Source organism: Acidovorax sp. GW458-11-26-14-TSB4, from assembly GCF_059423865.1.
The window spans coordinates 1-25,172 of the sequence record NZ_JBWKYR010000001.1 but is presented as its reverse complement, the minus strand read 5'-3'; the positions used below and the strand labels follow the sequence as shown (position 1 = coordinate 25,172).

26 protein-coding genes and 2 pseudogenes are annotated in these 25,172 nt (G+C 67.8%); 14 read left to right on the top strand and 14 right to left on the bottom strand.

What is annotated here, in order from left to right:
• Positions 1-10: 10 nt before the first annotated feature.
• On the top strand, positions 11-925 hold the full coding sequence (locus AC07X5_RS00140; RefSeq protein ID WP_494768577.1) for an NAD(P)-dependent oxidoreductase: 915 nt from the start codon (positions 11-13) through the stop codon (positions 923-925).
• On the opposite strand, the gene AC07X5_RS00135 is transcribed toward AC07X5_RS00140, so the two are convergent.
• Entirely contained in the window at positions 910-1,824 is a 915-nt protein-coding gene (locus tag AC07X5_RS00135; RefSeq protein WP_494768576.1) for a LysR substrate-binding domain-containing protein, read from the bottom strand. The genes AC07X5_RS00140 and AC07X5_RS00135 overlap by 16 nt on opposite strands.
• Positions 1,825-1,961: 137 nt before the next feature.
• Here AC07X5_RS00135 and AC07X5_RS00130 point away from each other — a divergent pair, with 137 nt between their 5' ends.
• From AC07X5_RS00130 to AC07X5_RS00090, 9 genes are all read left to right on the top strand, one after another.
• A complete protein-coding gene (locus AC07X5_RS00130) occupies positions 1,962-2,660 on the top strand; it encodes a substrate-binding domain-containing protein (RefSeq protein ID WP_494768575.1) in 699 nt (232 codons plus the stop codon).
• 33 nt (positions 2,661-2,693) lie between these two features.
• Positions 2,694-3,728: an amidohydrolase family protein gene (locus AC07X5_RS00125; RefSeq protein WP_494768574.1), complete on the top strand. Its 1,035-nt coding sequence runs from the start codon at positions 2,694-2,696 to the stop codon at positions 3,726-3,728.
• Between the two features lies 1 nt (position 3,729).
• Positions 3,730-4,413 (top strand): 4-carboxy-4-hydroxy-2-oxoadipate aldolase/oxaloacetate decarboxylase, encoded by a 684-nt coding sequence (gene ligK / locus AC07X5_RS00120; protein ID WP_494768573.1) that lies wholly within the window; start codon positions 3,730-3,732, stop codon positions 4,411-4,413.
• Positions 4,414-4,514: 101 nt separating this feature from the next.
• Positions 4,515-5,510, top strand: a complete 996-nt coding sequence (locus tag AC07X5_RS00115) for a Bug family tripartite tricarboxylate transporter substrate binding protein (protein ID WP_494768572.1) — start codon at positions 4,515-4,517, stop codon at positions 5,508-5,510.
• Between the two features lie 19 nt (positions 5,511-5,529).
• A complete protein-coding gene (locus tag AC07X5_RS00110) occupies positions 5,530-6,453 on the top strand; it encodes an amidohydrolase family protein (RefSeq protein WP_494768571.1) in 924 nt (307 codons plus the stop codon).
• Positions 6,454-6,457: 4 nt separating this feature from the next.
• Positions 6,458-6,898 carry a protocatechuate 4,5-dioxygenase subunit alpha gene (ligA, locus tag AC07X5_RS00105; RefSeq protein WP_494768570.1) on the top strand — a complete coding sequence of 147 codons (441 nt, stop codon included), beginning with the start codon at positions 6,458-6,460 and terminating at the stop codon, positions 6,896-6,898.
• A 2-nt stretch (positions 6,899-6,900) separates the two neighbouring features.
• Positions 6,901-7,767, top strand: coding sequence for a class III extradiol dioxygenase subunit beta (locus AC07X5_RS00100; RefSeq protein WP_494768569.1), 867 nt, complete (start codon positions 6,901-6,903; stop codon positions 7,765-7,767).
• Position 7,768: 1 nt separating this feature from the next.
• Positions 7,769-8,731, top strand: coding sequence for a Gfo/Idh/MocA family oxidoreductase (locus tag AC07X5_RS00095; protein WP_494768568.1), 963 nt, complete (start codon positions 7,769-7,771; stop codon positions 8,729-8,731).
• A 71-nt stretch (positions 8,732-8,802) separates the two neighbouring features.
• Positions 8,803-9,810: an aldo/keto reductase gene (locus tag AC07X5_RS00090; RefSeq protein ID WP_494768567.1), complete on the top strand. Its 1,008-nt coding sequence runs from the start codon at positions 8,803-8,805 to the stop codon at positions 9,808-9,810.
• Positions 9,811-9,861: 51 nt separating this feature from the next.
• Here the strand turns inward: AC07X5_RS00090 and AC07X5_RS00085 are convergent, their stop codons facing one another.
• From AC07X5_RS00085 to AC07X5_RS00070, 4 genes and pseudogenes are all read right to left on the bottom strand, one after another.
• Entirely contained in the window at positions 9,862-10,245 is a 384-nt protein-coding gene (locus AC07X5_RS00085; protein ID WP_409960522.1) for a DUF4398 domain-containing protein, read from the bottom strand.
• A 329-nt stretch (positions 10,246-10,574) separates the two neighbouring features.
• Entirely contained in the window at positions 10,575-11,516 is a 942-nt protein-coding gene (locus AC07X5_RS00080) for an OmpA family protein (RefSeq protein ID WP_409960523.1), read from the bottom strand.
• Positions 11,517-11,558: 42 nt separating this feature from the next.
• Positions 11,559-11,951 carry a DUF4398 domain-containing protein gene (locus tag AC07X5_RS00075; protein WP_409960524.1) on the bottom strand — a complete coding sequence of 131 codons (393 nt, stop codon included), beginning with the start codon at positions 11,949-11,951 and terminating at the stop codon, positions 11,559-11,561.
• A 209-nt stretch (positions 11,952-12,160) separates the two neighbouring features.
• Positions 12,161-12,991 (bottom strand): annotated as a pseudogene (locus AC07X5_RS00070) (substrate-binding domain-containing protein); the annotation flags it as partial.
• Here AC07X5_RS00070 and AC07X5_RS00065 point away from each other — a divergent pair.
• Positions 12,905-13,699 carry a nucleotide-binding domain containing protein gene (locus tag AC07X5_RS00065; RefSeq protein WP_494768566.1) on the top strand — a complete coding sequence of 265 codons (795 nt, stop codon included), beginning with the start codon at positions 12,905-12,907 and terminating at the stop codon, positions 13,697-13,699. The pseudogene AC07X5_RS00070 and the gene AC07X5_RS00065 overlap by 87 nt on opposite strands.
• Before the next feature lie 73 nt (positions 13,700-13,772).
• Here AC07X5_RS00065 and gap read toward each other — a convergent pair whose 3' ends face one another.
• The 3 genes from gap to tkt form a co-directional block, all read right to left on the bottom strand.
• The gene (gap, locus tag AC07X5_RS00060) at positions 13,773-14,771 is read right to left on the bottom strand and encodes a type I glyceraldehyde-3-phosphate dehydrogenase (protein WP_494768565.1); all 999 of its coding nucleotides are present in this window, start codon (positions 14,769-14,771) and stop codon (positions 13,773-13,775) included.
• Positions 14,772-14,798: 27 nt separating this feature from the next.
• Positions 14,799-15,503: a hypothetical protein gene (locus tag AC07X5_RS00055; RefSeq protein WP_409960527.1), complete on the bottom strand. Its 705-nt coding sequence runs from the start codon at positions 15,501-15,503 to the stop codon at positions 14,799-14,801.
• A gap of 155 nt (positions 15,504-15,658) precedes the next feature.
• The gene (tkt, locus tag AC07X5_RS00050) at positions 15,659-17,716 is read right to left on the bottom strand and encodes a transketolase (RefSeq protein WP_494768564.1); all 2,058 of its coding nucleotides are present in this window, start codon (positions 17,714-17,716) and stop codon (positions 15,659-15,661) included.
• 135 nt (positions 17,717-17,851) lie between these two features.
• Between tkt and AC07X5_RS00045 the strand changes: the two genes are divergently transcribed.
• Both AC07X5_RS00045 and AC07X5_RS00040 read left to right on the top strand, forming a co-directional pair.
• Positions 17,852-18,241: an S-adenosylmethionine decarboxylase family protein gene (locus AC07X5_RS00045; protein WP_409960529.1), complete on the top strand. Its 390-nt coding sequence runs from the start codon at positions 17,852-17,854 to the stop codon at positions 18,239-18,241.
• The gene (locus AC07X5_RS00040) at positions 18,238-18,996 is read left to right on the top strand and encodes a nucleotidyltransferase family protein (RefSeq protein ID WP_494768563.1); all 759 of its coding nucleotides are present in this window, start codon (positions 18,238-18,240) and stop codon (positions 18,994-18,996) included. Before AC07X5_RS00045 ends, AC07X5_RS00040 begins: the two co-directional genes overlap by 4 nt.
• A gap of 13 nt (positions 18,997-19,009) precedes the next feature.
• Here the strand turns inward: AC07X5_RS00040 and AC07X5_RS00035 are convergent, their stop codons facing one another.
• The 5 genes from AC07X5_RS00035 to AC07X5_RS00015 form a co-directional block, all read right to left on the bottom strand.
• Complete coding sequence (locus tag AC07X5_RS00035; RefSeq protein ID WP_494768562.1) at positions 19,010-19,759, bottom strand: hypothetical protein; 750 nt, start codon at positions 19,757-19,759, stop codon at positions 19,010-19,012.
• A gap of 123 nt (positions 19,760-19,882) precedes the next feature.
• Positions 19,883-21,595, bottom strand: a complete 1,713-nt coding sequence (locus tag AC07X5_RS00030; protein ID WP_494768561.1) for a flotillin family protein — start codon at positions 21,593-21,595, stop codon at positions 19,883-19,885.
• A 50-nt stretch (positions 21,596-21,645) separates the two neighbouring features.
• Positions 21,646-22,278, bottom strand: a complete 633-nt coding sequence (locus tag AC07X5_RS00025) for a YqiJ family protein (RefSeq protein ID WP_494768560.1) — start codon at positions 22,276-22,278, stop codon at positions 21,646-21,648.
• Complete coding sequence (locus AC07X5_RS00020; protein WP_409960535.1) at positions 22,275-22,949, bottom strand: PspA/IM30 family protein; 675 nt, start codon at positions 22,947-22,949, stop codon at positions 22,275-22,277. The genes AC07X5_RS00025 and AC07X5_RS00020 overlap by 4 nt, the downstream gene beginning before the upstream one ends.
• A 1-nt stretch (position 22,950) precedes the next feature.
• Positions 22,951-23,460, bottom strand: coding sequence for a hypothetical protein (locus AC07X5_RS00015; protein WP_494768559.1), 510 nt, complete (start codon positions 23,458-23,460; stop codon positions 22,951-22,953).
• Between the two features lie 147 nt (positions 23,461-23,607).
• On the opposite strand from AC07X5_RS00015, the gene AC07X5_RS00010 reads away from it, so the two are divergent.
• On the top strand, positions 23,608-25,005 hold the full coding sequence (locus AC07X5_RS00010; RefSeq protein ID WP_494768558.1) for an aminopeptidase P N-terminal domain-containing protein: 1,398 nt from the start codon (positions 23,608-23,610) through the stop codon (positions 25,003-25,005).
• An 81-nt stretch (positions 25,006-25,086) separates the two neighbouring features.
• Here AC07X5_RS00010 and AC07X5_RS00005 read toward each other — a convergent pair.
• Positions 25,087-25,172 (bottom strand): annotated as a pseudogene (locus tag AC07X5_RS00005) (DUF4148 domain-containing protein); the annotation flags it as partial.

Sequence of the window (25,172 nt, the reverse complement as noted above, 5' to 3'; positions counted from 1 at the left end):
AAAGCCCGCCATGACCATCCAGCACATCGGCCTGATCGGCTATGGCGAAGTCGGCAAGACCTTTGCCCTGGGGCTGCAGCCGAAACCCGGTGTGGCCGCTGTCGGCGCCTGGGACCTGAAGTTCGCGCAGGCCGCCACGCGCGAGACCGAGCTGGCGCATGCCGCCCAGCATGGCGTCACGGCCCATGCCTCGGCCGCGGCGCTGTGCGCGGCCAGCGACCTCGTCATCTCCGCCGTCACCGCCTCGCACACGCTGGAGGTGGCCGAAGAGGTGGCCGCCCACATCCGCCCGGGCACGCTGTTCCTGGACCTCAACTCCGCCTCGCCCGGCACCAAGCAGCAAGCGGCCGCGCTGATCGATGCGCGCGGCGCGCACTATGTCGAGGCGGGTGTCATGACCTCGGTGCCGCCCTACGGCATCCGCGTGCCCATGCTGCTGGGCGGCGCGCAGGCACCGGCCCTGGCCGCTGTGCTGCAAGGCTGGGGAATGGACGCCACGCCGGTCAGTGAACAGCTGGGCGTGGCCAGCGCGATCAAGATGTGCCGCAGCGTGATGATCAAGGGGCTCGAAGCCCTGGTGATCGAAAGCTACGCCACCGCGCGCCAGTACGGCGTGGAGGCGCATGTGCTGCCGACCTTGGCCGAGACCTTTCCCTCCATCGATTGGGAAAAGCAGGGCAGCTACTTCTTCAGCCGCGTGGTGCAGCACGGCCAGCGCCGTTCCGAAGAGATGCACGAGGCCGCGCGCACGGTGCGCGAAGCCGGTGTGGAACCGTTGATGGCCAGCGCCACCGCGCACAGGCAGGCCGCGGTGGCGGCCATGGCACGCGAGGGCGTGTTCGCCGGCCTGCCCAAGGATGCGCCGTGGCAGGACTATGCCGACCGGCTGCTGGCGCACCTGGCGAAGGATCAGGGCGCCTTGTAGATCGTCTGCAAGGTTGTGCGGATCAGCTCTGCCATGGCCTGCTGCGTCAGCGTGGCCGGGCGCTGCGAACTCACGGCCATCAAGAGCTTGCTGCGCAGCCGGGGCTCGCCGGCCTGGCCGATGGGCCGGGTGGTGAACACCTCGGGCCGGCCCGAGGTGGTGACCGCGTTCATGGGCAGCACGGCGCAGCCCGCGCCGTCGGCCACCAGGTCCAGGATGGCGGCCACGCCGTCGATCTCCAGGTTGATCTGCGGGCGCAGGCCCAGCGCCGCCAGTTCCGACTCCACCAGCATGCGGATGGAGTTGGGCCGCGTGGGGATCACCAGTTCGTAGCGGGTCAGGGCCTCCAGCGCGACAGGCGCCTGGTCCTCGCCTTCTGCGCCTGTGCGGCGCTGCACCAGGAACAGGTCTTCCTCCAGCAGGGGCGTGATCTCGATGCCCGGCGACGCAGGCGTGTTGTAGAGCAGCGCGATGTCCAGCAGCCCCGTGGTCAGCGATTCGCGCATGGCGACCGACAGGCCCTCGCTGATGGCCAGCGCCGCATCGGGCATCTGCACGCGGAACGCGCGGGTCAGCGGCACGGTGAGCACCTTGGCCATGGTGGGCGGCAGGCCGATTGCCACGCGCCCGGCCAGCGCCCCGCGCACGCGCCCGAGCTCTTCGCGCGCGCGCTGCACCTGGTGCAGGATGCCGCGGCCATGCTCCAGCAGCAGCTTGCCGGCCTCGGTTGGTATGGCGCCGCGGCCGTTGCGCACCAGCAGGTTCTGGCGCAACTCCACCTCCAGCAGGCGCACCTGGCGGCTCAGCGCCGGCTGGGCGATGTCCAGCACCACCGAGGCGCGGGTGAAGCTGCCCAGCTCGGCCACGCGCACGAAGTATTCGATCTGCTTGAGGTCCATGGCCTGCTCCCTGCTATTTGCAATAGCTCCAATTCGACAATACAAGAATGATATATCTGGTAGTGCCCCTGCCGGCTTCTTGCGGGGCCCCGTCCTGCCCACAATCGGGGCATGTATACAGCCCTGATCGAGCACCCATGACCGCGCCCGCTCCTGCCTTGCGCGGAATCTCCTCCATGGCCACGCGCCAGGTGCTGGCCGAGTTGCTGGTTGCCTATGAAACGCAGACCGGCCAGCGCGCAGCCATCGAGGCCGTGGGTGGTGTGGACGCTGCCAAGCGCGTGCAGGCCGGCGAGGCCTTCGACGTGGTGGTGCTCGCCTCCGATGCCATCGACAAGCTCATTGCCGCAGGTGCCATCGTGGCCGGCAGCCGGACCGACTGGGTGCGCTCCGGCGTGGCCGTGGCGGTGCGCGCCGGGGCGCCGCTGCCCGACATCGGCTCGGAAGATGCCGTGCGCAGCGCCGTGCTGGCCGCGCGCAGCATCAGCTATTCCACCGGCCCGAGCGGCGTGGCGCTGGCGAAACTGTTCGAGCGTTGGGGCATTGCCGGCGAAGTGGCGGGCCGCATGGTGCAGGCGCCGCCCGGCGTGCCCGTGGGCTCGCTGGTGGCCCGTGGCGACGTGGAACTGGGCTTCCAGCAACTGAGCGAGCTGCTGCATGTCGAGGGCATCGCCATCGTGGGTCCGCTGCCGCCGGCGATCCAGATCACCACCATCTTCTCATCAGGTGTCGCCACCACCAGCGAGCAGCCCGCAGCCGCCCAGGCGCTGCTCGACTTCCTGGCCTCGCCCGCAGCGGCGGACGCCAAGCGCCGCCAGGGCATGGACCCTGCCTGATCCCGAATTCCAAGATCCAAGGAGCACAACGCAATGAGCCTCATCATCGACTGCCACGGCCACTACACCACGGCACCCAAGGCGCTGGAGAACTGGCGCAACCAGCAGATCGCCGGCATCAAGGACCCGGCCGCCATGCCCAAGGTGGCGGACTTGCAGATCAGCGACGACGAGCTGCGCGAGTCCATCGAGACCAACCAGCTGCGCCTGATGAAGGAGCGCGGCAGCGACATCACGCTGTTCTCGCCGCGCGCGAGCTTCATGGCCCACCACATCGGCGACTTCAACGTCTCCAGCACCTGGGCGGCCATCTGCAACGAGCTGTGCCACCGCGTCTCCACGCTGTTCCCCGACAACTTCGTGCCCGTGGCCATGCTGCCGCAAAGCCCCGGCGTGGACCCCGCGACCTGCATCCCCGAGCTGGAAAAGTGCGTGAAGGAATACGGCGCCGTGGGCATCAACCTCAATCCCGATCCCTCGGGCGGCCACTGGACCAGCCCGCCGCTGACCGACCGCCACTGGTACCCCATCTACGAGAAGATGGTGGAGTACGACCTGCCCGCCATGATCCACGTGAGCACCAGTTGCAACGCGTGCTTTCACACCACGGGCGCGCACTACCTGAACGCCGACACCACGGCCTTCATGCAGTGCATCCAGGGCGACCTGTTCAAGGACTTCCCCACGCTCAAGTTCCTGATCCCGCACGGCGGCGGTGCCGTGCCCTACCACTGGGGCCGTTTCCGCGGCCTGGCGCAGGAGATGAAGAAGCCCCTGCTCGAAGACCACCTGCTGAACAACATCTTCTTCGACACCTGCGTTTACCACCAGCCGGGGATCGACCTGCTCAACACCGTGATCCCCGTGAAGAACGTGCTGTTCGCCTCCGAGATGATCGGCGCCGTGCGCGGCATCGACCCCACTACCGGCAATTACTACGACGACACCAAGCGCTACATCGAAGCGTCGAAGATCCTGAGCGGCGAAGACAAGCACCAGATCTACGAAGGCAATGTGCGCCGCGTGTTCTCCCGACTCGATTCACGCCTGAAGGCAAAGGGGCTCTGACATGTACGAACTAGGCGTTGTCTACCGCAACATCACCCGCGCCGACCGCGCGGCCGCCGATGGCCTGGCCGCTCTGGGCTCGGCCACGGTGCACGAGGCCATGGGCCGCGTGGGTCTGCTCAAGCCCTACATGCGCCCCATCTACCCCGGCCAGCAGGTGTCGGGCACGGCGGTCACGGTGCTGCTGCAGCCCGGCGACAACTGGATGATGCACGTCGCTGCCGAGCAGATACAGCCCGGCGATGTGGTGGTGGCGGCCGTCACCTCCGAGTGCACCGATGGCTACTTCGGCGACCTGCTGGCCACCTCGTTCCAGGCGCGCGGTGCGCGGGCGCTCATCATCGATGCCGGCGTGCGCGACGTGAAGACGCTGCAGGAGATGAACTTCCCTGTGTGGAGCCGCGCCATCTCCAGCAAGGGAACGATCAAGGCCACGCTGGGTTCGGTCAACATCCCTGTGGTCTGTGCCGGCATGTGGGTCACTCCGGGCGACGTGATCGTGGCGGATGACGATGGCGTGGTCTGCGTACCTGCCGCACGCGCCGCCGAAACGCTCGAAGCCGCGCGCAAGCGCGAGAGCTTCGAGGGCGAAAAGCGCGCCAAGCTCGCCTCGGGCGTGCTCGGCCTCGACATGTACAACATGCGCCCCGGGCTCGAAAAGGCCGGGCTCAGGTACATCGACTGAGCGCCACCACGCGCTAACCGCTCCAGTGACGTCTGCCGTGCGGCGGATGTCATACCGCTGCGCACGGCGCAGCACCTATTTTGATATTGACGATACCTACCATGCGCCTTCTTTCTTCCTCCCTCTCCCGCCGCGCCGCCCTGGCACTGGGCCTGGCCGCCGCCGGCATGGCGCCGCAGTTCGCGGCCGCCCAGCAGTTTCCCACCAAGCCCGTGCGCATCATCACGCCCTTCCCGGTGGGCGGCGGCCCGGACGGCGTAGCCCGCATCGTGGCCGAAAAGCTCGGCCGTGCCTGGAACCAGCCCGTGGTGGTGGAAAACCGCCCGGGCGGCAATGGCTTCATCGCCATCGATGCGTTCAAGCGTGGCGCCAAGGACGGGCATGACCTGCTGGTGCTCGACAACGTGCACCTGGCCGCCTACCCCAGCCTGTTCAAGAAGCTGCCCTACGACGTCGCCAAGGATTTCGACACGCTGCTGCCACTGTTCAAGACCCACTTCTTCTTCACCGTGGGCACGGGCAGCAAGTACAAGACCGTGGCCGACATCGTGGCCGACGCCAAGGCCCGCCCGGGCAAGCTCAACTACGGCTCCTGGTCGGTGGGCAACCCCGTGCATCTGGGCTCGGAGCTGTTCGAGTCGGCTACCGGCACGCAGATGGAACACGTGATCTTCAAGGAGACCACGCAGCTGTACACCTCGGTGGCCACGGGCGAGATCGATTTCGCACTGGGCAGCGCCGCCACCGCGGGCCCGCTGTACCGGGCCGGCAAGCTGCGCCTGCTGGCGTTTGCAGGCCCCAAGCGCTCGGCCGAGTTCCCCGACGTGCCCACCGTCGCCGAAGCCGGCGGCCCCAAGGACTTCGCCGTCACCGGCTGGAATGCGATTGCCGTGCCGACCGGCCTGCCCGCTGCCGTCACCGACAAGATCAAGCGCGACATCGAGCAGGCGCTGACGGGCGCCGATGTGGCCGAGAAGTTCAAGACCTTCGGCTACGAGCAGTTCCCCACCACGCGTGCACAGTTCTCGCAGTTCGTCAAGGACGAGAGCCAGCGCTTTGGCGACGTGATCAAGAAGGCCAACGTCTCGCTGGACTGAGCACCAAGGAGCACACCGCATGAGTGAATTCACCAAGACCCCTGGCTGGCTCGACTGGTACGCGGGCCCGAGCAAGCCGCGCTTCCAGGTGCCTGCGGGCGCCGTGGACGCGCATTGCCATGTGTTCGGCCCCGGTGCGGAGTTTCCGTATGCGCCCGAACGCAAGTACACGCCCTGCGACGCCAGCAAGGCCCAGCTCTATGCGCTGCGCGACCACCTGGGCTTTGCCCGCAACGTGGTGGTGCAGGCCACCTGCCACGGTGCGGACAACCGCGCCATGGTCGACGCGCTGGTGCACTCGGGCGGCAAGGCACGCGGCGTGGCCACGGTGCGCCGCTCGGTGACCGACGAGGAACTGCAGGCCATGCACGAGGCTGGCGTGCGCGGCGTGCGCTTCAACTTCGTCAAGCGCCTGGTGGACTTCACGCCCAAAGACGAGCTCATGGAGATCGCCGCGCGCATCCACCAACTCGGCTGGCATGTGGTGATCTACTTCGAGGCGGTGGACCTGCCCGAGCTGTGGGATTTCTTCACGGCCTTGCCCACCACCGTGGTGGTGGACCACATGGGCCGGCCCGACGTGACCAAGCCCGTCGACGGCCCCGAGTTCGAACTGTTCCTGAAATTCATGCGCCAGCACCCCAACGTGTGGAGCAAGGTCAGCTGCCCCGAGCGCCTGAGCATGGCCGGCCCCAAGGCGCTGGATGGCGAGCAGGCCGCCTACCGCGACGTGGTGCCCTTCGCGCGCCGCGTGGTGGAGGAGTTCCCGGACCGCGTGCTCTGGGGCACCGACTGGCCGCACCCCAACCTCAAGGACCACATGCCCGACGATGGCCTGCTGGTGGATTTCATCCCGCACATCGCGACGACGCCCGAGCTGCAGCGCAAATTGCTGGTGGACAATCCCATGCGGCTGTATTGGCCGGAAGAAGCAAAAGGCTGACGCCATGTCCCTCGACAAACCCTACCTGGACGTGCCCGGCACGACCATCTTCGACGCAGAGCAGAGCCGCAAGGGCTACTGGCTCAACCAGTTCTGCATGAGCCTCATGAAGGCCGAGAACCGCGCCCGCTTCAAGGCCGACGAGCGCGCCTACCTCGACGGGTGGGCGATGACCGAAGAGCAGAAGCAGGCCGTGCTCGCGCGCGATCTCAACTGGTGCATCCGCCTGGGCGGCAACATCTACTTCCTGGCCAAGATCGGTGCCACGGATGGCAAGAGCTTCCAGCAGATGGCGGGCTCCATGACCGGCATGACGGAAGACGAATACCGCGCCATGATGATCGGTGGCGGCCGCTCGGCCGAGGGCAACCGCGTCATCGGCGAAGACGGCGATGCCCAGGCGCACCGCCAGCCGCAGGGCGCTGCGGGAAAGAAAGGAACCTGAACATGGCGCGCATCACCGCCTCCGTCTTCACCTCGCACGTGCCGGCCATCGGCGCGGCGCTCGACCTGGGCAAGACCCAGGAGGACTACTGGAAGCCGCTGTTCGCGGGCTACGACTTCTCCAAGCAATGGATGAAGGACAACAAGCCGGACGTGGTCTTCCTGGTCTACAACGACCATGCCACGGCCTTCAGCCTGGAGATGATCCCGACCTTTGCCATCGGCACGGCGGCCGAGTACCTGCCGGCCGACGAGGGCTGGGGCCCGCGCCCCGTGCCCAAGGTCATCGGCCATCCCGATCTCGCTTCGCACATCGCGCAGTCGGTGATCCAGCAGGACTTCGACCTGACCATCGTCAACCGCATGGACGTGGACCACGGCCTCACGGTGCCGCTGTCGCTGATGTGCGGCCAGCCCGACCCCGTGGCCGGCGCCTGGCCCTGCCCGGTGATTCCGTTCGCGGTCAACGTGGTGCAGTACCCCGTGCCCAGCGGCCGGCGCTGCTACAACCTGGGCCAGGCGATCCGCAAGGCCGTGGAGAGCTACGACGAGGACCTGAATGTGCACATCTGGGGCACGGGCGGCATGAGCCACCAGCTCCAGGGCCCGCGCGCGGGGCTGATCAACAAGGACTTCGACAACGACTTCCTGGACAAGCTCATCAGCGACCCCGAGGCCGCTGCCAGCATCCCGCACATCGACTACGTGCGCGAGGCCGGTAGCGAGGGCATCGAGCTCGTGATGTGGCTGATTGCGCGCGGCGCCATGGCCGATGTGGCCGGCGGCAAGCCGCCCAGGCTTGCGCACCGCTTCTACCATGTGCCCGCATCCAACACGGCCGTGGGCCACCTGATCCTGGAGAACTCCTGACATGACTGCGAACCAAAAGACCATCAAGGTCGCCCTGGCGGGCGCCGGCGCCTTCGGCATCAAGCACCTGGACGGCATCAAGAACATCGACGGCGTCGAAGTCGTCTCTCTGATCAGCCGCGACCTGGACAAGACCAAGGAAGTGGCCGCCAAGTACGGCATCGGCCACGTCACCACCGACCTGGCCGACAGCCTGGCCCTGCCCGAGGTGGACGCCGTGATCCTGTGCACGCCCACCCAGATGCATGCCGAGCAGAGCATCGCCTGCATGAAGGCCGGCAAGCATGTGCAGGTCGAGATCCCGCTGGCCGACAGCCTCAAGGGTGCGCAGGAGGTCGTGGCGCTGCAGAAGCAGACCGGCCTGGTCGCCATGTGCGGCCACACGCGCCGCTTCAACCCCAGCCACCAGTATGTGCACAAGAAGATCCAGGCCGGCGAGTTCAACATCCAGCAGATGGACGTGCAGACCTACTTCTTCCGCCGCACCAACATGAACGCCCTGGGCCAGCCGCGCAGCTGGACGGACCACCTGCTGTGGCACCACGCGGCCCACACCGTGGACCTGTTCGCCTACCAGGCAGGCAGCCCCATCGTGAAGGCCAACGCCGTGCAGGGCCCCATCCACCCGACGCTGGGCATCGCCATGGACATGAGCATCCAGCTCAAGGCCGCCAATGGCGCCATCTGCACGCTGTCGCTGTCGTTCAACAACGACGGCCCGCTGGGCACCTTCTTCCGCTACATCGGCGACACGGGCACTTACATCGCGCGCTACGACGACCTGGTCAACGGCAAGGAAGAGAAGATCGACGTGAGCCAGGTGGACGTGTCGATGAACGGCATCGAGCTGCAGGACCGCGAATTCTTCGCCGCCATCCGCGAGGGGCGCGAGCCCAATTCCAGCGTGGCCCAGGTGCTGGCCTGCTACCAGGTGCTGCACGATCTGGAGCAGCAGCTGCTGTAACCTTCGGCTATCCAACCCTATCGCCCGTAGCCCTTACGCTGCGGGCGTTTTTCATGGAGCAACGACCCACCATGCAGACACGCAAACTCGGCCCCTTCGACGTCAGCGCCATTGGCCTGGGGTGCATGAACCTGAGCCACGCCTACGGCGCCCCGGTCTCTCCCGAGCAGGGCGAGCGTGTGCTGCTGGCCGCGCTGGATGCGGGCGTGACCCTGTTCGACACGGCCACGCTCTATGGCTTCGGTGCCAACGAAACCCTGGTGGGCCGCGTGATGAAGCCGCACCGCAATCGCTTCACGCTGGCCAGCAAGTGCGGCATGCAAGGCGTGGACGTGGCCGGCGACGGCAAGCTGGTGCGCGTGATCGACGGGCGCCCCGCCACCTTGCGCCAGACCTGCGAGGACAGCCTGCGCCGCCTGCAGACCGACGTGATTGACCTGTACTACCTGCACCGCTGGGACAAGCAGGTGCCCATCGAGGACAGCGTGGGCGCACTCGCCGACCTGCTGCGTGCGGGCAAGATCCGCAGCATCGGCCTGTCCGAGGTGTCGGCCGCCACGCTGCGTCGGGCACATGCGGTGCACCCCATCGCTGCCGTGCAGACCGAGTATTCGCTGTGGACCCGCAACCCCGAGATCGCCGTGCTCGACGCCTGCCGCGAGCTGGGTGTGGCCTTCGTGGCATTCAGCCCGGTGGCGCGCGGCTACCTGTGCGGTGGCCTGACCGACGTGTCCACCCTGGACGCCAAGGACATCCGCCGCGCCATGCCGCGCTTCGCGCCGGAGGCCTATGCCGCCAACCTGGCGCTGCTGGAGGGGTACTTCGCGATTGCGCGCCAGGTGGGCTGCACCCCGGCGCAACTGGCACTGGCCTGGCTGCTGCACCAGGGGGAGCACATCATCCCCATTCCGGGCACGACGAGCGTGGAGCACCTGCACGACGACCTGGGGGCTGCCAGCGTGCAGCTCGACGCAGCCACCCTGGCCGCGCTCGACGGGGCCATCAACCAGCACAACGTCGTCGGCCACCGCTACAGCGCGCAGAGCGCCAGCGAGGTGGATACCGAAACGTTTGCCTGAGAACCGGCGCCCCGTGCTGGGGCGACGTGCGCCATCACAGGGCGAGGAACATCAGGGCCGGCGGGCCTGGGTGTCGGTGTGCAGGCTGATCTGCTCGGTACCCGAGCTGGCCGTGCGGATATTGGCTGCCAGCATGCGCGTGCGTGCGGCGCTGGTGGCGGCTTCTGCCTGCAAGGCCGCCATGTAGGCGATGTGGTTCGTCTCTGCCTCGTCGTGGGTCTTGCTCCAGATGCTGTTGGCCGTGGCCAGGGCCTCAGTGGCCCGCTTCAGCTCCAGGGCGGCGTGACGGGCCACTGCGGGATCGGCGCTGGCCGTGCTGACGGCTGCACGGGCCCTTTCGAGGGCCATGGAGGGCGCAGTGGCGCAGGCAGACAGGAACCCTGCGGCCATCGCGCTGATGGCGAGAACGGTGGTGCTGCGAAGCATGGGATGCATGGTGGCTGTTCCTTCAAGACGCTGGTAAGCGGGTCTGTTGCATCCATCCCATATGTAACAGATGCATGTGACCCGCCCGTGGCAGAAATTGAACAGCAAAACCTGTGCCGCCCCGCATGGGGCTTACCCTTGTGGGATATTGTTGTTACCAACAGCGGACCCTGCACCATTCCAAGGCGCACCTATGAGCGTGCGAATGTTACAAGTGGGTGGCCGCTTACTTAGACTGGAGCACCTTTTCGTTGGGGACGGCCGCCCCCAAAAAAACCGCGCGGCGTGAGCGGCGCGGTCCTGGGCAGGCCGGGCGGTGGTCCGCCGGGCCAGGGCTTTCAGCGGCCCTTGAGGTTGCCCTTGTCGTCGGCGATCACGATCTCCACGCGGCGGTTCATGGCGCGGCCTTCGGGTGACGCGTTGTCGGCCACCGGGTAGACCTTGCCGTAGCCGCGCGCCGTGATGCGGCTGGCGTCCACACCGCGAGACACCAAGGCATCGCGCACTGCGCCAGCGCGGCGTGCCGACAGTTCCTGGTTGTACACGTCCGAGCCCACGCTGTCGGTGTAGCCCTCGATCAGCAGCTTGCGGTCGGGAAACTGCTTGAGAAAGTTGGCCAGCTTGTCCAGGCGCGGTGCCGCCTGGGGCGACAGCTCGGCCTTGTTGAAGGCGAACAGCACATCGCCCAACGTCACGATCAGGCCACGCTCGGTCTGCAGCGCTTCCATCTCGCGCAACTGCGCTTCGAGCATGCGCACGCGGTCCTGCGCTGCACTGGCCTGGGCCAGGGCGGCATTGGCCTGCGCCTGCTGCTGGGCGGCACGCTGCTCGGCGCTCAGGGCCTGGGCCTGCGCGATCTGCGCGTTGCGCGCCTGGGCATCCGCGCGCATGCGCGCTTCATCGGCTTCGCGCGTGCGGGCTTCCAGGCGTATGCGGTCAGCTTCGGCGCTGGCGCTCTGCAGGTTGGCATCCAGCATGCGGGCACGGGCCGCATTGGCGGCGATCTCGGCGCGCTGGGAGGCCAGGTAGGCCATGTGTCTGGTTTCGGCCTCGTCGTGCTTGTCGGCCCAGTGGCGGTCGGCGCGCAGCAGGGCGTCGTTGGCTTCCTTGAGTTCCAGGGGTGCGTACTGGCCGACGATGGGGTCGGCGCCCACGCGGCTCACGTTGGCGCGGGCCTGCTCCAGGGCTGGCGAGGGGCCGGTGGTGGCGCAGGCGGCCAGCAGGCCGGCGGCGAGCAGGCTGGTGGCCAAGGCAGAGGTGCGGCGAAGAATGGGGTGCATGGTCGGGATTCCTTCAGTATTCAATGGATGGCAGGGCGCGGATCAGCGAGCAGGCGCCACGGCGCGGCGGTTGATCTCTTCCTGCAGCGCGCGGATGCCGTCCTGCACCTGGGCCAGGTTGCCGGCATTGCGCTCGGCGTCGGCCCGGGTCTCGGCAACGCGGGCATCCACCTCGGCCTCGGCTGCCAAGCGGCGTGCGGCGGTGTAGTCCTCGGCGCCCATGGCCTTTTCGGCCGCCATCAGCTTGTCGCGGGCGCGCTGCAGTTCGACGGGGGCGGTGGCGGTCACGTTGGGGGCTGCGGACACACGGGTGAGCGTGGTGCGGCTCACGGCCATCTGCTCGGTGGGTGCCGGCGGCTTGGAGGCGCAGGCGGTCAGCGCGGCCAGGGCCAGCACAGAGATGGCGATGCGAAGTGCGGCGGAGGAATGGTGCATGGTTCGGGGCTCCTGTGGAGGATGAGGGACCTGGGTGCCGATGGAGGCATGGCGGAGGCAGGAAGGCCTGCCGGGCTGGGTCCCGAGAAGGTGCGGGTTGAGTTGCATTGTTCGCGGCCAGCCCCGCAAGCCGCGTAGTCCCCGCCACAGTTCGCCTGTGGGCAGGGTCTTACATCGTTTTACTTTTGCAGGCCCGGAGGGCCTCCACGTCATGGCAGGTTTTCGCGGAAGACGACCTGGCTGCGCGTGGTCTCCACGCCCGGGAGTGCGGGCCGCCCATCGCGCAGATTGGCAAAGATCCTCACGCAGCTGGTGATGGTGCTCAAGGGGTTCTGCGTGATCACGGCGTCCATGCTGCCGTCGATCAACTGGGCGCGCGTGTCCGGCGTGAGTCCGTGGCCGATGAACACCACCTTGTGCTGCATGCCGCCTTCCTGCAGCGCGCGGGCGATGCCGTCCGAGGCGCCGCCGATGTTGTAGATGCCGGCCAGGTCGGGGTGGCGCTCCAGCAGGGTGCGCGTCTGGCGCTAGTTCTTCTCGGAGTCGTCGAGCCCCTCGCGCAGGCCCACCACGGTGAGCTGCGGGAACAGTTCTTCGAGCACGGGCAGGAAACCCGCTTCGCGCTCCTGGTGCGCCGCGTAGCGCAGGCTGCCGGCCACCAGTGCCACCTTGGCCTCTCGCGTGCCGATGAAGCGGCCGATCAGGTAGCCCGCCGTGCGGCCCGCGGCGCGGTTGTCCAGGCCCACATAGCCCACGCGCTGCGAATTGCCCAGGTCCGAGATCACGGTGACCACGGGCACGCCGCGCTCGGCCAGCGTGGCCACGGCCTCGCGCAACTGGGGATGCTCCAGCGCCATCATCACCAGGCCGTCGTAGCGCTTGCCGTGGTGCAGCAGCGCCTGGGCCAGGGCCTCGGGGTTGAAGCTGTCCACCGTCTCGGCACGGCACTTGACATGGAAGGGCGCCCAGTGCTCCTGCGAGTGGCTGACCATGTCGCCCAGCATGGTGAGACGTATGCCCTGCCGCTCGCCGGGCAGGAGGCGGCGCTCGACGCCCTGCTGGCGGCGCAGCCGGCCGCCGTGCTGATGGATGCCAGCCGGCTCGAGGACCTGCAGGCCGTGGGCCAACTGGTCTGGCGCCGCGCCCAGCAGGCGCGGCTGCTGGCGGTGGGGCCCAGCAGCGTGGTGCAGGCGCTGGCAACGCAGTGGCCATCTGCCGCCGCGGCCCCAGCCGCGCCCCTGGCCGCGGTCGAGGGGCCGGTCTTTGTGCTGGCCGGCAGCCTCTCGCCGGTGACGGCGCGGCAGGTCCGTGCAGCCACCTCCTATGAGCCGATGCCCATCGATGTGGCGGCCCTGGTGCAGGGCCGCGAGGAGGCCGCCCACGTCCTGGCTGCACGCCTGGCCGCCAAACTGCGTGCCGGGCGCAGCGTGCTGGCGGTGAGCGCGGGTAGCGCGGCCCAAGGAGCGTCGCCGCACCAGGTGGCCGAGGCCGGTGGCCGGCTGCTGGCCGGGGTGCTGGCCCAGGTGCCGCTGCGCCGCATCGGCATCGCCGGGGGCGATACCTCCAGCCTGGCGGTGCAGGCGCTCGCAGCCTGGGGTCTGTCCTACCGGGCTTCGCTTGCGCCCGGCGTGGCGCTGTGCCGGCTGCACAGTGACAAGGCCGCGCTCGACGGGCTGGAGATCATGCTCAAGGGCGGGCTGATGGGGCCAGAGGACCTCTTCGAGCGCTTGCTGCACGGCGGCGCCTGACACCGCCGCACCCATGAAAAAGGCCGGCCACCCTTGCGGGCAGCCGGCCTTTTTGCTGGCCAGGGCTGGCGGCTTACTTGGCCACCACGCGCACCATTTCCAGGCACTTGTTCGAGTATCCCCATTCGTTGTCGTACCAGCTCACGACCTTCACGAAGGTGCCGTCGAGGGCGATGCCGGCGTCGGCGTCGAAGATCGAGGTGCGGGTGTCACCGCGGAAGTCGGTGGCCACCACCTTGTCTTCGGTGTAGCCCAGCACGCCCTTGAGCGCGCCTTCGGACTGGGCCTTCATCTCGGCCTTGATCTCTTCGTAGGTGGCGGCGTTTTCCAGCTCCACGGTCAGGTCAACCACGGAGACGTCGCTGGTGGGCACGCGAAAGGACATGCCGGTCAGCTTTTTGTTCAGCGCAGGGATCACCACGCCCACGGCCTTGGCAGCGCCGGTGCTCGACGGGATGATGTTTTCCAGGATGCCGCGGCCGCCGCGCCAGTCCTTGTTGGAGGGGCCGTCCACCGTCTTTTGCGTGGCGGTGGCAGCGTGCACGGTGGTCATCAGGCCGCGCTTGATGCCCCATTTGTCGTTGAGCACCTTGGCCACAGGGGCCAGGCAGTTGGTGGTGCACGAGGCGTTGGAGACGATGGCCTCGCCCTTGTAGCTCGTGTGGTTCACGCCGTACACGAACATGGGGGTGTCGTCCTTGGAAGGGGCCGACAGGATGACCTTTCTGGCGCCGGCGTCCAGGTGCTTCTGGGCCGTGACCTTGTCCAGGAACAGCCCGGTGGATTCGATCACCACGTCCGCGCCAACCTCGTTCCACTTGAGGTTGGCGGGGTCGCGCTCTTGCGTCAGGCGGATCTTCTTGCCGTTGACGATCAGGGTATTGCCGTCCACCGACACTTCGCCCTTGAAGCGGCCGTGCACCGAGTCGTACTGCAGCATGTACGCCAGGTACTCGGGCTCCAACAGGTCATTGATCGCAACGACTTCGATGTCGCTGAAATTCTGGATGGCGGAGCGCAGCACGTTGCGGCCGATGCGGCCAAAGCCGTTGATGCCAATCTTGATCGTCATTTCCAAGGTTCTCCAAACGTTAAGGAATCAGGGTTGACATTGCGCCGCCTGTGCGAATGTCGAGAGGTAGCCCAGGCGCTGCACCGAGGGGGTGGGCTGCGTCTGGTAGAAGTAGACACTGGGCTGGTCGAAAGTGGGCACGGCCGTGTCGGCCCCCAGGCACATCGTGCCGTTGGCGTAGCAGCGCAGGTGGAATGGCGAGACGGTGGCCGTGCCCGTGGGCGTGGTCAGCAACTGCGGGAAGCTCTTCTCGGCCCAGTCGAGCACGCAGTCCAGCGGCGTCGATGTGCCGGTGCCGTGCAGCGGGTAGGTCGCAAGCGCCCCGCCGGTGCGCGACTGGACGATGAGTTGGGAGATGCGCGACCCCGGGGCGGTGGGGGTGAAGGCCACCAGGGTCGAGCAGCCCTGTCCGGGCTGCAGCACGGCATTGGAGCAGCCGTCCGAGCCTGCCGGGATCAGGAAGTCCCCCTGGGCGACGACCGGGCAGCCGATGCCGGCGCAGGTCGCCAGGGCGGCGCCGCTGGAGATCACCGCGCCCAGCTGCAGCGGCGCACTGCTGCGGTTGAACACCGAGAAGTACTGCGTGGCAAATGTGGCGTTGAGCGGAACCTTGCCGAAGTTGTGGCCGGCCGGCGGGTCGGTGATCTCCACCTGGGCGTGGGCCGACAGGCAGGCCAGCGACAGCACGGCCATGGCGGCCAGGGACTTGCGGGGGAACAGGGTCGGGATCATGGCAGCTCCTTGAAAAGGGGGAAGTCAATGAAAACGACTAGCGTGCCGGCCACATGTAACGGCGTCAAGCATGCAAAGAGGCCGCAACGTGCTGTAAATCACGCGAAACCTCTGCATATTTGCACAATGTTACGTTGCTGCTGCGTCGCACCCTGTCAGCGGCCGCCCTTAAGCACGGCCTGCACGGTGGCAGCCACGTTCTCTTCGGTGAAACCAAAGTGCTTGAACAGCACGGGGGCCGGGGCCGATTCGCCGTAGGTGTCGAGGCCCACCACGGCGGCGCAGCCGTACTTCCACCAGCCATCGGTCACACCCATTTCCACCGCCACGCGGGGGATGCCGGCGGGCAGCACGGACTTCTTGTACTTGGCGTCTTCGCGGTCGAAGGTGGTGTTGCTGGGCATGGAGACCACGCGCACGGCGATCTTGCGATCGGCCAGCAGGCGCTGGGCCTTCAGCGCCAGCTGCACTTCGGAGCCGGTGGCGATGATCACGGCCACGGCCTTCTTCTTGAGGCCCACATCGGCCGGCTCGCTCAGCACATAGGCGCCGCGGCTGATGTCACCCAGGTCGCTCTTGGGCGCGTAGGGCAGGTTCTGGCGCGACAGCAGCAGTGCGGTGGGCTTGTCCTTGTTGGACAGGGCCACACTCCAGGCCACGGCGGTTTCGGCCGTATCGGCGGGGCGCCACACATCCAGGTTGGGGATCAGGCGCAGGCTGGCGGCGTGCTCCACCGACTGGTGGGTGGGGCCGTCCTCGCCCAGGCCGATGGAGTCGTGCGTGAAGACATGGATCACGCGCTGCTTCATCAGCGCAGCCATGCGGATGGCATTGCGGCTGTAGTCGCTGAAGGTCAGGAAGGTGCCGCCGTAGGGGATGAAGCCGCCATGCAGCGCAATGCCGTTCATGATGGCGGCCATGCCGAATTCGCGCACGCCGTAGTTGATGTGGCGCCCGCCGATCTTCTGGCCGTCGGCCATTTCGGTCTTGACCACGTTGCCCTGCATGTCGAAGCGCAGGTTGGGCGTGCTCTTGGTGTTGGTCAGGTTGGAGCCGGTCAGGTCGGCGCTGCCACCCAGCAGTTCGGGCAGGGCGGCGGTGAAGGCTTCCAGCGCCAGCTGGCTGGCCTTGCGGCTGGCCACGGTCTCACCCTTGGTGTGGGCGGCGACCACGGTGTCCACAGCCACCTGGGCGAAGTTGGCGGGCAACTGGCCCTGCATGCGGCGCGTGAACTCGGCGGCCAGTTCGGGGAAGGCGGCGCTGTAGGCGGCAAAGCGCTCATTCCAGGCAGCTTCGGCGGACTGACCGCTGGCCTTGGCATCCCAGGCGCTGTACACGTCTTCAGGAATGGAGAAGGGCTCGTGGCTCCAGCCCAGGGCCTCGCGGGTCAGGGCGATTTCCTCGGCGCCCAGGGGCTCGCCGTGGGCCTTGGCGGTGTTGGCGCGGTTCGGGCTGCCCTTGCCGATGTGCGTCTTGCACACGATCAGGGTGGGGCGCTCGGTCTGCTTCTTGGCATCGGCGATGGCGGCGGCCACCTTCTCTGCGTCGTGGCCATCGATGGGGCCGATCACGTTCCAGCCGTTGGCCACGAAGCGCAGGGGCGTGTTGTCGGCGAACCAGGGTGTGACCTGGCCGTCGATGCTGATGCCGTTGTCGTCGTACAGGGCGATCAGCTTGTTGAGCTTCCAGGCGCCGGCCAGCGACACGGCTTCATGGCTGATGCCTTCCATCAGGCAGCCATCGCCCAGGAAGACATAGGTGTTGTGGTCCACGACGGCATGGCCTTCGCGGTTGAATTCGGAGGCGAGCAGCTTCTCGGCCAGGGCGAAGCCGACGGCGTTGGTGATGCCCTGGCCCAGCGGGCCGGTGGTGGTTTCCACGCCGGGGGTGATGCCCACTTCAGGGTGGCCGGCGGTCTTGCTGTGCAGCTGGCGGAAGTTCTTGAGCTCACCGATCGGCAGGTTGTAGCCCGTCAGGTGCAGCAGCGCGTACAGCAGCATCGAACCATGGCCATTGCTCAGCACGAAGCGGTCGCGGTCGAACCACTGGGGGTTCGTGGGGTTGTGCTTGAGGTGGCGACCCCACAGGGCCACGGCCATGTCGGCCATGCCCATGGGGGCACCGGGGTGGCCGGAGTTGGCTTGTTGAACGGCGTCCATGGCCAGCGCGCGGATCGCGTTTGCCATTGGTTGGTTGTGCAGGGTGTTGGCCATGGAAAGAGCGGCTCCGGGTGGGGGAGGTTCAGGGGAAACCCGGTATTTTACCGGGGAGCGCCCCAGTGCCTGTTTCCATGCTCGCAAACACGTTCCTGTGCCCGGGTCGGCAGCCGATGCACTACAGTGCGGCTGATGCAAGGACTGCACCTCACCGCCGACCTCCATGGCTGCCGCTGCGCCCCTGAATGGCTGCTCGATGCCGCCGCCCTGGGCCGCGCCTGTACCGACGCCGTGCACGCCGCTGGCCTGCAGTCCGTGGGCCAGTTGTTCCACGGATTTCCCGCCACAGCGCAAGGGCCTGGCGGTGTCACCGCCACCATTTTGCTGGCCGAGTCGCACCTGTGCGTGCACACCTGGCCCGAGCAGTGGGCTGTGACGCTGGATGTCTATGTCTGCAACTTCGGTGCCGACCATTCGGCCAAGGCGCGCGCGCTCATGGAGGCGCTGCTGGCCCTGTTCGAGCCCTCCCATGTTCAGCGGCATGCGCTGCAGCGCGGCGCCGTGCAGGAGGTGGCCGCATGAGCGCGGCCGCCCAGGTGCCGGCCCTGCTGCTGGCCGCCGGCCGTGGCGAGCGCATGCGCCCGCTGACCGACACCACGCCCAAGCCGCTGTTGCAGGTGCAGGGCCAGCCACTGCTGGTGTGGCACCTGCAGGCCCTGGCCGAGGCCGGCGTGGGCGAGGTGGTGATCAACACCGACTGGCTGGGCGAGCAGATCGAAGCACACTGCGGCACCGCCTTCGGCACGCACCATTCACGCCGGGGCAACCACCGGCTGGAGATCGCCTATTCCCGCGAGGGCCGCGACTTCGGCGGCGCGCTGGAAACGGCGGGGGGCATCGCGCGCGCGCTGCCGCTGGTGGAGTCGGATGTGTTCTGGCTCGCTGCGGGGGATGTGTACACGCCCGACTTCACTTTCGATGCGCAGGCCGTGCAGGCCTTCAAGGCCAGCCGGCAACTGGCCCATCTGTGGCTGGTGCCCAACCCTGCGCACAACCCGCGCGGCGATTTCGGCCTGTCGGCCGAGGGGCTGGCGCTGAACCTGCCGGCCGACGACCCCGCGCCGCGCTACACCTACAGCACCATTGCCCTGCTGCATGCCGAGCTGTTCTTCACACCCTGGTGCGACATCCCTGTGGGCAACCCGGGCGGCATCAAGGCACCGCTGGCGCCGCTGCTGCGCCGCGCCATGGATGCTGGCCGCGTGGGCGCCTCGCTCTACAGCGGCCGCTGGACCGATGTAGGCACGCCCGAGCGCCTGGCCGAGCTCAACCGCTGAAGGCCCCCTGCGCTCATTTGGCGGCGGCCGCGAAGGCTGGCTGCACGGCAATGGCAGGACCGTTCTCGCATGCGCGCAGCAGCCACTCGCTGGGGCGAAAGCGCGCCTCGGGCCCATCGGGCGCGGGCTTGCCCACCTCGGCCTGGACATCGTAGGCAATGGGCGGCACCTGGTACAACGCCATCTGTCCCTTGCGGCAGGCCAGTGCCGGCACGATTTTGTGCACCGCCCAGCTTTGGCTGGCCGTGTCGAAACGGTAGACCGGGCCCAGGGTCTGGTCCTGCGCCAGCTCCAGGCGCAGCGGTGTGGTCTGCAATGCGCTCACCCAGGCGCCGGCAATTTCCACCGGCTGTGCAAAGCGCACGGATTCCAGCCCGTGCAGGGCGAGCGGCTTTCCGGGCTCGCCCTTGTCGAAGGGGTCGTTTCGGTTGATCAGGCTGCCTGCGGGGATCAGCAGCTCGCCATACTGGAAATCCGCAGGCAGCACGAAGCGCTCCCGGCTGGCGCGCACCACGGCGCCGTCCTGCCGCGCCTGCTCTGTGCGGACGGACAGGTACCACTTCAGGGCGATCAGCGCATGGCACAGCACGGCCACGGCGCACAGGATCTGCAGCGCGCGCCGGGTGAGCATCCACTTCTGCGGAATGTCCACGAAGCGGACATAGGCGGCATACACCAGCAAGGCCCCCGTCAGTGCCAACCCCAGCACGGGGAGCAGCAGCGTGAAGATGAAGTTCAACAGGGAGCCGAGCAGGAGAAGCATGGGGCCCGAGTCTGCCACGCCCGTGGCCAGGGCGACCGGTGCGGCGGGGAGCCGCGTGGCGCACAAGCCACGCGCTCTGGCGGCGGTGCCCCAGGCCGGGCTATCGCGCCTGGGCCCGGAGGCTCACTCTGCGGCGCGGCCGGAAGGCGCCTGCGCGGCCTGCGGCGAACTGCCCAGCATGCCCGCCAGGCTCTGCGCCATGCCGGTGATGCCTTCATTGGAGAGGCCAGCGTCCTTCATCACCGCGTCCACGATGGGTTTGGCGATCTGGTACTGCAAGGCCGAGTTCAGGACCTGCTCCGGGAAGGTGCCCTGCGCACCGTTGCCGCTTTGCCCGGAGCCCTGGCCGGGCGCGCCGCCCGGCAGGCCGCCAACCTGCACGATGCGGATCGAATCGATCTTTTCCATGGGGCGCACGGCCTGGGCAATGATCTGTGGCAGCTGCTGCAGCAGCAGGCTGCGCACCTGCAGGTCCACCTGGGCGGCCGAGAGGGTGTTGAGCGCCTCGTTCAGCGCGCGCTTGCCCTCGGCCTCGGCCAGGGCCGCGGCCTGGCGCGCACGGGCTTCGATGGTGATGGCTTCGGCGCGGTCCATCGCGGCTTCCTTCTCGGCAGATGCAGAGACCCGGATCGAGATGGCGTTCTGCTCGGCGTCCTTGGAGGCCTCGATCAGCTGGATGTTCTTGTCGCGCTCGGCCACGGCCACCTGGCGCGCGGTGTTCACGGCTTCCTCGGCCTTCACGGCCTCGGCACGCGCCAGGTTGGCGGCGGCGTCGGCGTCGGATTGCTCGCGCGACTTGGTGGCGATGGCGATCTGCGTGTCCTGGCGCGCGATCTCCACCTGCTTGCGCTGTTCGGCGCGCTTGGTCTCGGTATGGCGCTCCAGTTCGATCTCACGCGTCTGGATCACCAGGTTCTTCTCGATCTCGGCGGCCTTGATCTCGCGCTCGGCCTCGATGCGCTTCTGGCTCACCTGGCGCTCGGCCTCGATCTTGGCGGCCTCGGCCTCGCGGTTGCGCTCGGCCTGCTGCGTGGCGATCAGTGCGGCCTGTTCGGCGCGCGTGGTCTCGATCTCGCGCTTTTGCGACAGCGAGGCGAACTCCTGGTCCTTCTCGATGGTGAGCTTCTGGCGCGTGGCCTCCAGGTCCTTGGTGCGCACCTGCACCTCGGTGTCCTGCTCCACATCGTTGCGCTGCTTGCGCCGCGCCTCGGTCTGCTCGGTCAGGCGCGTCAGGCCCTCGGCGTCGAAGGCGTTGTTGGGGTTGAAGAACTGCTTTTCGGTCTGGTCCAGGCTGGTCAGCGAGACAGACTCGAGCTCCAGGCCGTTCTTCTCCAGGTCCTCGGCCACCGCGTTCTGCACCGCCTGCACGAAATCGCGGCGCTTGTCCTGCAGTTCCTGGATGGTCATGGTCGCGGCCGTGGCGCGCAGCGAGTCCACGAACTTGTCTTCCACCAGGGCCTTGAGCTCTTCGGGGCTCATGGTGCGCGCGCCCAGCGTCTGGGCAGCGATGCTCACGGCTTCCTCGGTCTGCTTGACGCGCACGAAGAAGGCCGCCGTCACGTCCACGCGCATGCGGTCCTTGGTGATCAGGCTTTCCTTGGCGCGGCGCACCACCTCCAGCTTCAGGGTGTTCATGTTCACCAGCACGCGCTCATGGAATACCGGCAGCAGGATGGCGCCGCCATCCATGATGACCTTCTGGCCTCCCAGGCCCGTGCGCACGAAGGCGGTTTCCTTGGTGGAGCGCTTGTACAGGCGCGCAAAGACGATGCCGATGGTCAGCAGCGCCAGCAGGGCAATGCCGGCAATCGCGCCCAGTTCGATCAGGTTGCTCATTTCTCAGTCTCTCCCTCGGTTGGTGTCGGTATGTTGATGGCAATGGGCGGCTACATCAACCCCGGGTGGGGGTTGGCAATGCAGCGGTAGAAGGCCCCGATCTTGCGCACGATGAGGATCTGCGCGCCTTCGTCGAAGACCTCGTCATCCAGGTCGGGCTCGACCATCAGGTAGTGGGTGCGGCCGTGCGCGTCGCGCACCCGCGCCTGCGCTGCCAGTCCCCGGCGTGCAGAACCCGCAGAGACGATGCCGTGCCGCCCGATCAGCGACATCTCGCTCACGGCCGAGGTCTCGTCGCGCGGGATGATGTGGGCGATCAGGGCGCCCAGGCTGCGCACCGTGGCCATGCCCGGCGCCACGGCCACCAGGCCCGCCAGCCAGACCGGCAGGTAGCCGCCCAGCAGGCCGTGGGCCACCTTCTGCAGGCTGTAGCCGAAGATGGCGTAGCCCGTGAGGAACAGCACCAGCAGCACCAGCGAGGGCACCTTGCCGATGTACAGCCAGCCCAGCACCCGGTCCAGGCCGGTGTCGCCATCAATGTCGGGCAGCAGGTCGTCGAGCCAGTTGCTCGGACTGAGCGAGACCAGCATGCCCAGGCCCTCGATCAGCGCTATGCCGACGATGAGCGCAAAGGCCACGCCGAAAGGCCAGGTCTCGGGGGCGGTGAAGAGGCCGACGATCACGCGTGCCCCGTCTTCAGGCGCGCCATGCGCTCGGCGATCTTGTGGTCGCGCACCAGGTCGTCGAGCTCCTTGAGCTTGGCGGCCTGGTCCAGCGTGTGGCTGCGGTCGGTGCCGGCCAGCCCGGTCTGGCGCGCGTACAGGCGGTCGAATGCACCGGTCACGGCATCCATGCGCTGCTGGACCCCATTGGCACCGCCAGACGGTGCGGGACCGGCCTGCGCTGCTGCGGCGCGGCTCTGGCGAAAGGCATCCAGCGCATCGCCCATCTCGCGCTGCTTGGCCAGCAGAGCCGCCACATAGCCGGTGAGCTCGCTCTCCTGCCGCGCCAGGTCGGCCAGCGTGGCCTCCAGCACCGGGATCTGCGCTTCGATATCGAGCTGGCGCGCCACGGCGGCGCGCGCCAGGTCTTCGCGGCCCGCGGTCAGTGCCTGGTCGATCTGCTCCGCGAGCTTGCCGTGCTGGTCGTTGAGGTGGGCGTGCTGCTGCTGGGCCAGGTGGCGGTTGGCGCTGGTGCGGCCCAGCTCATGGCGCACCTCGCCGATCACGGTGTCGGCTTCGCGCAGCGACTGCTCCATCACCGCCAGCGGTGCATGGTTCTCCAGGTGGTCCACCAGCGCATGCACGCTGCCGGCAATGATGCGGCCTACGCGTGTCTTGAGCGAATCTGCCATCTCAGGCTCCTTTCGAGAGAGGGGATTGAATGGTTTGGGCCAGCTCCAGGGTGGCTGCGGCATGCCGCTGCACGACGGCTGGATCGTACGCGCTGGCCTGCGTGGTGGTCGCCTGGCGCAGCAGCATCTCACTGAGCGCAAAGCCCCGGCGCACCAGCAGGTCTTCGAGCTTTGCGGCCTCCTGCTCCGAGGTGGGCGCATTGCTGACGGTGATGGCCAGGCAGGTCGTGACGTGGTCCAGCATGGCATTGAGCACGTCCGAATGGCGACCGGTCTGGCCCTCGGTGCGCACCAGCGATTCACGCAGCCGGGCCGTGATGTCGCGCGCCCAGGCGTGGGCGGCCACATAGTCCAGCGCGCCGTCGTGGTGGCGTTTGAGCTGGCCCAGCAGCACGCGCAGCTTGTCGCTGTTGGTGGTGGCGCCTTCCACCTGCAACTGGGCCAGCCACAGGTAGAGATCGCTCGGTATGCGGGCGGAGAGGGGCTCCATCGTGCTGGAGGTGGTAACCATGGCATCCATCCGAAGTGGTTTGAATGCGATGGTATTCATGTGAATACGTTTGTCAACGGCCCATTTGGGTGGCCGGTTTTGGGAATTGTTTGCGAGCGCGATGGCCCGCGGCACCGAGGGGAGGCGGATTCGCGTTAAAAATAGCGGATGAACTCACCGTCCTCGCACTCCATCTACGCCCAGCGCCGCGCGCGCCTTGCTGCCCAGTTGGGGGCCGGGGGCATTGCCATCATCCCCACGGCACCCGAGTACCCGCGCAACCGCGACACGGACTTCCTGTACCGCCACGACAGCTATTTCTATTACCTGACCGGCTTCACCGAAGCCGGCGCCTGCCTCGTGCTCACGGCCGAGGGGAATAGCGCGCTGTTCTGCCGCCCCAAGGACCTGGAGCGCGAGATCTGGGACGGCTACCGCCTGGGCCCCGAGGCGGCGCCCGGCGTGCTTGGCGTGGATGCGGCCTATTCGAGCACCATGCTCGATGCGCAACTGCCCCGGCTGCTGGAGAACCGCCACAGCGTGTGGTACCCCCAGGCCACGCACAATGGGCTGGCGGCGCGCGTGGATGGCTGGCTCAACGCCGTGCGCGCCCGCGTGCGCTATGGCGCGCAGTGCCCGGCCGTGCAGCAGGACCTGTGCGGGCCGCTCGACGAAATGCGCCTCATCAAGGACGCGCACGAGCAGGACACCATGCGGCGCGCCAGCGACATCAGCGCCCGCGCCCACATCCGCGCCATGCAGCGCTCGGCCCGCATGCTGCGCGCTGGCGAGGACGTGCGCGAGTACCACCTCGATGCCGAGCTGCTGTATGCCTTCCGCGAAGGCGGTTCGCAGTACCCGGCCTACGGCTCCATCGTGGCGGCCGGTGCCAATGCCTGCGTGCTGCACTACCGCGCCGATGCCGCCCCGGTGCGCGATGGCGAACTGGTGCTGATCGACGCCGGCTGCGAACTCGACGGCTACGCGAGTGACATCACCCGTACCTTCCCGGCCAACGGTCGCTTCACCGGGCCGCAGCGCGCGCTGTACGACCTGGTGCTGGCCAGCCAGGTCGCGGCCGTGGACGCCACGCGCGCCGGCGCGCGCTTCAACGATCCGCACGACGCCACTGTGGCCGTGCTCGCGCAGGGCCTGCTGGACCTGGGCCTGCTGGATGCCAACAAGGTCGGCACCGCGCAGGACGTGATCGACAAGCGCGCCTACTTCCCTTTCTACATGCACCGCACCAGCCACTGGCTGGGCATGGACGTACACGACTGCGGCAGCTACGTGGAGCCCGGCGAGGCCGACAAGACCACCGAGCGCAAGGACCCGCTCTCGGGCGAGACCGTCCTCAACCGCCCGAGCCGCGTGCTGCAGCCCGGCATGGTGCTGACCATCGAGCCAGGCCTGTACGTGCGCGCCGCCGAGGGCGTGCCCGAGCAGTTCCACGGCATCGGCATCCGCATCGAGGACGACGCCATCGTCACCGCCACCGGCTGCGAGCTGATCACGCGCGGCGTGCCGGTGGATGCGGACGAGATCGAGGCGCTGATGCGAAACTGAGGCGCCTTGCGGGCCGCCGAAGCCCCAACGAAAAACGGGCTCCTGATGGAGCCCGTTTTGGTTTCCGGCAAGCCGGCTCGATTACATCGAGCTGATCTCGCCCGAAGGGATCTGGCCGGTGCGCACGGCTTCGGCAGCCGCTGCACGCACGGCAGCGCGATCGGCCG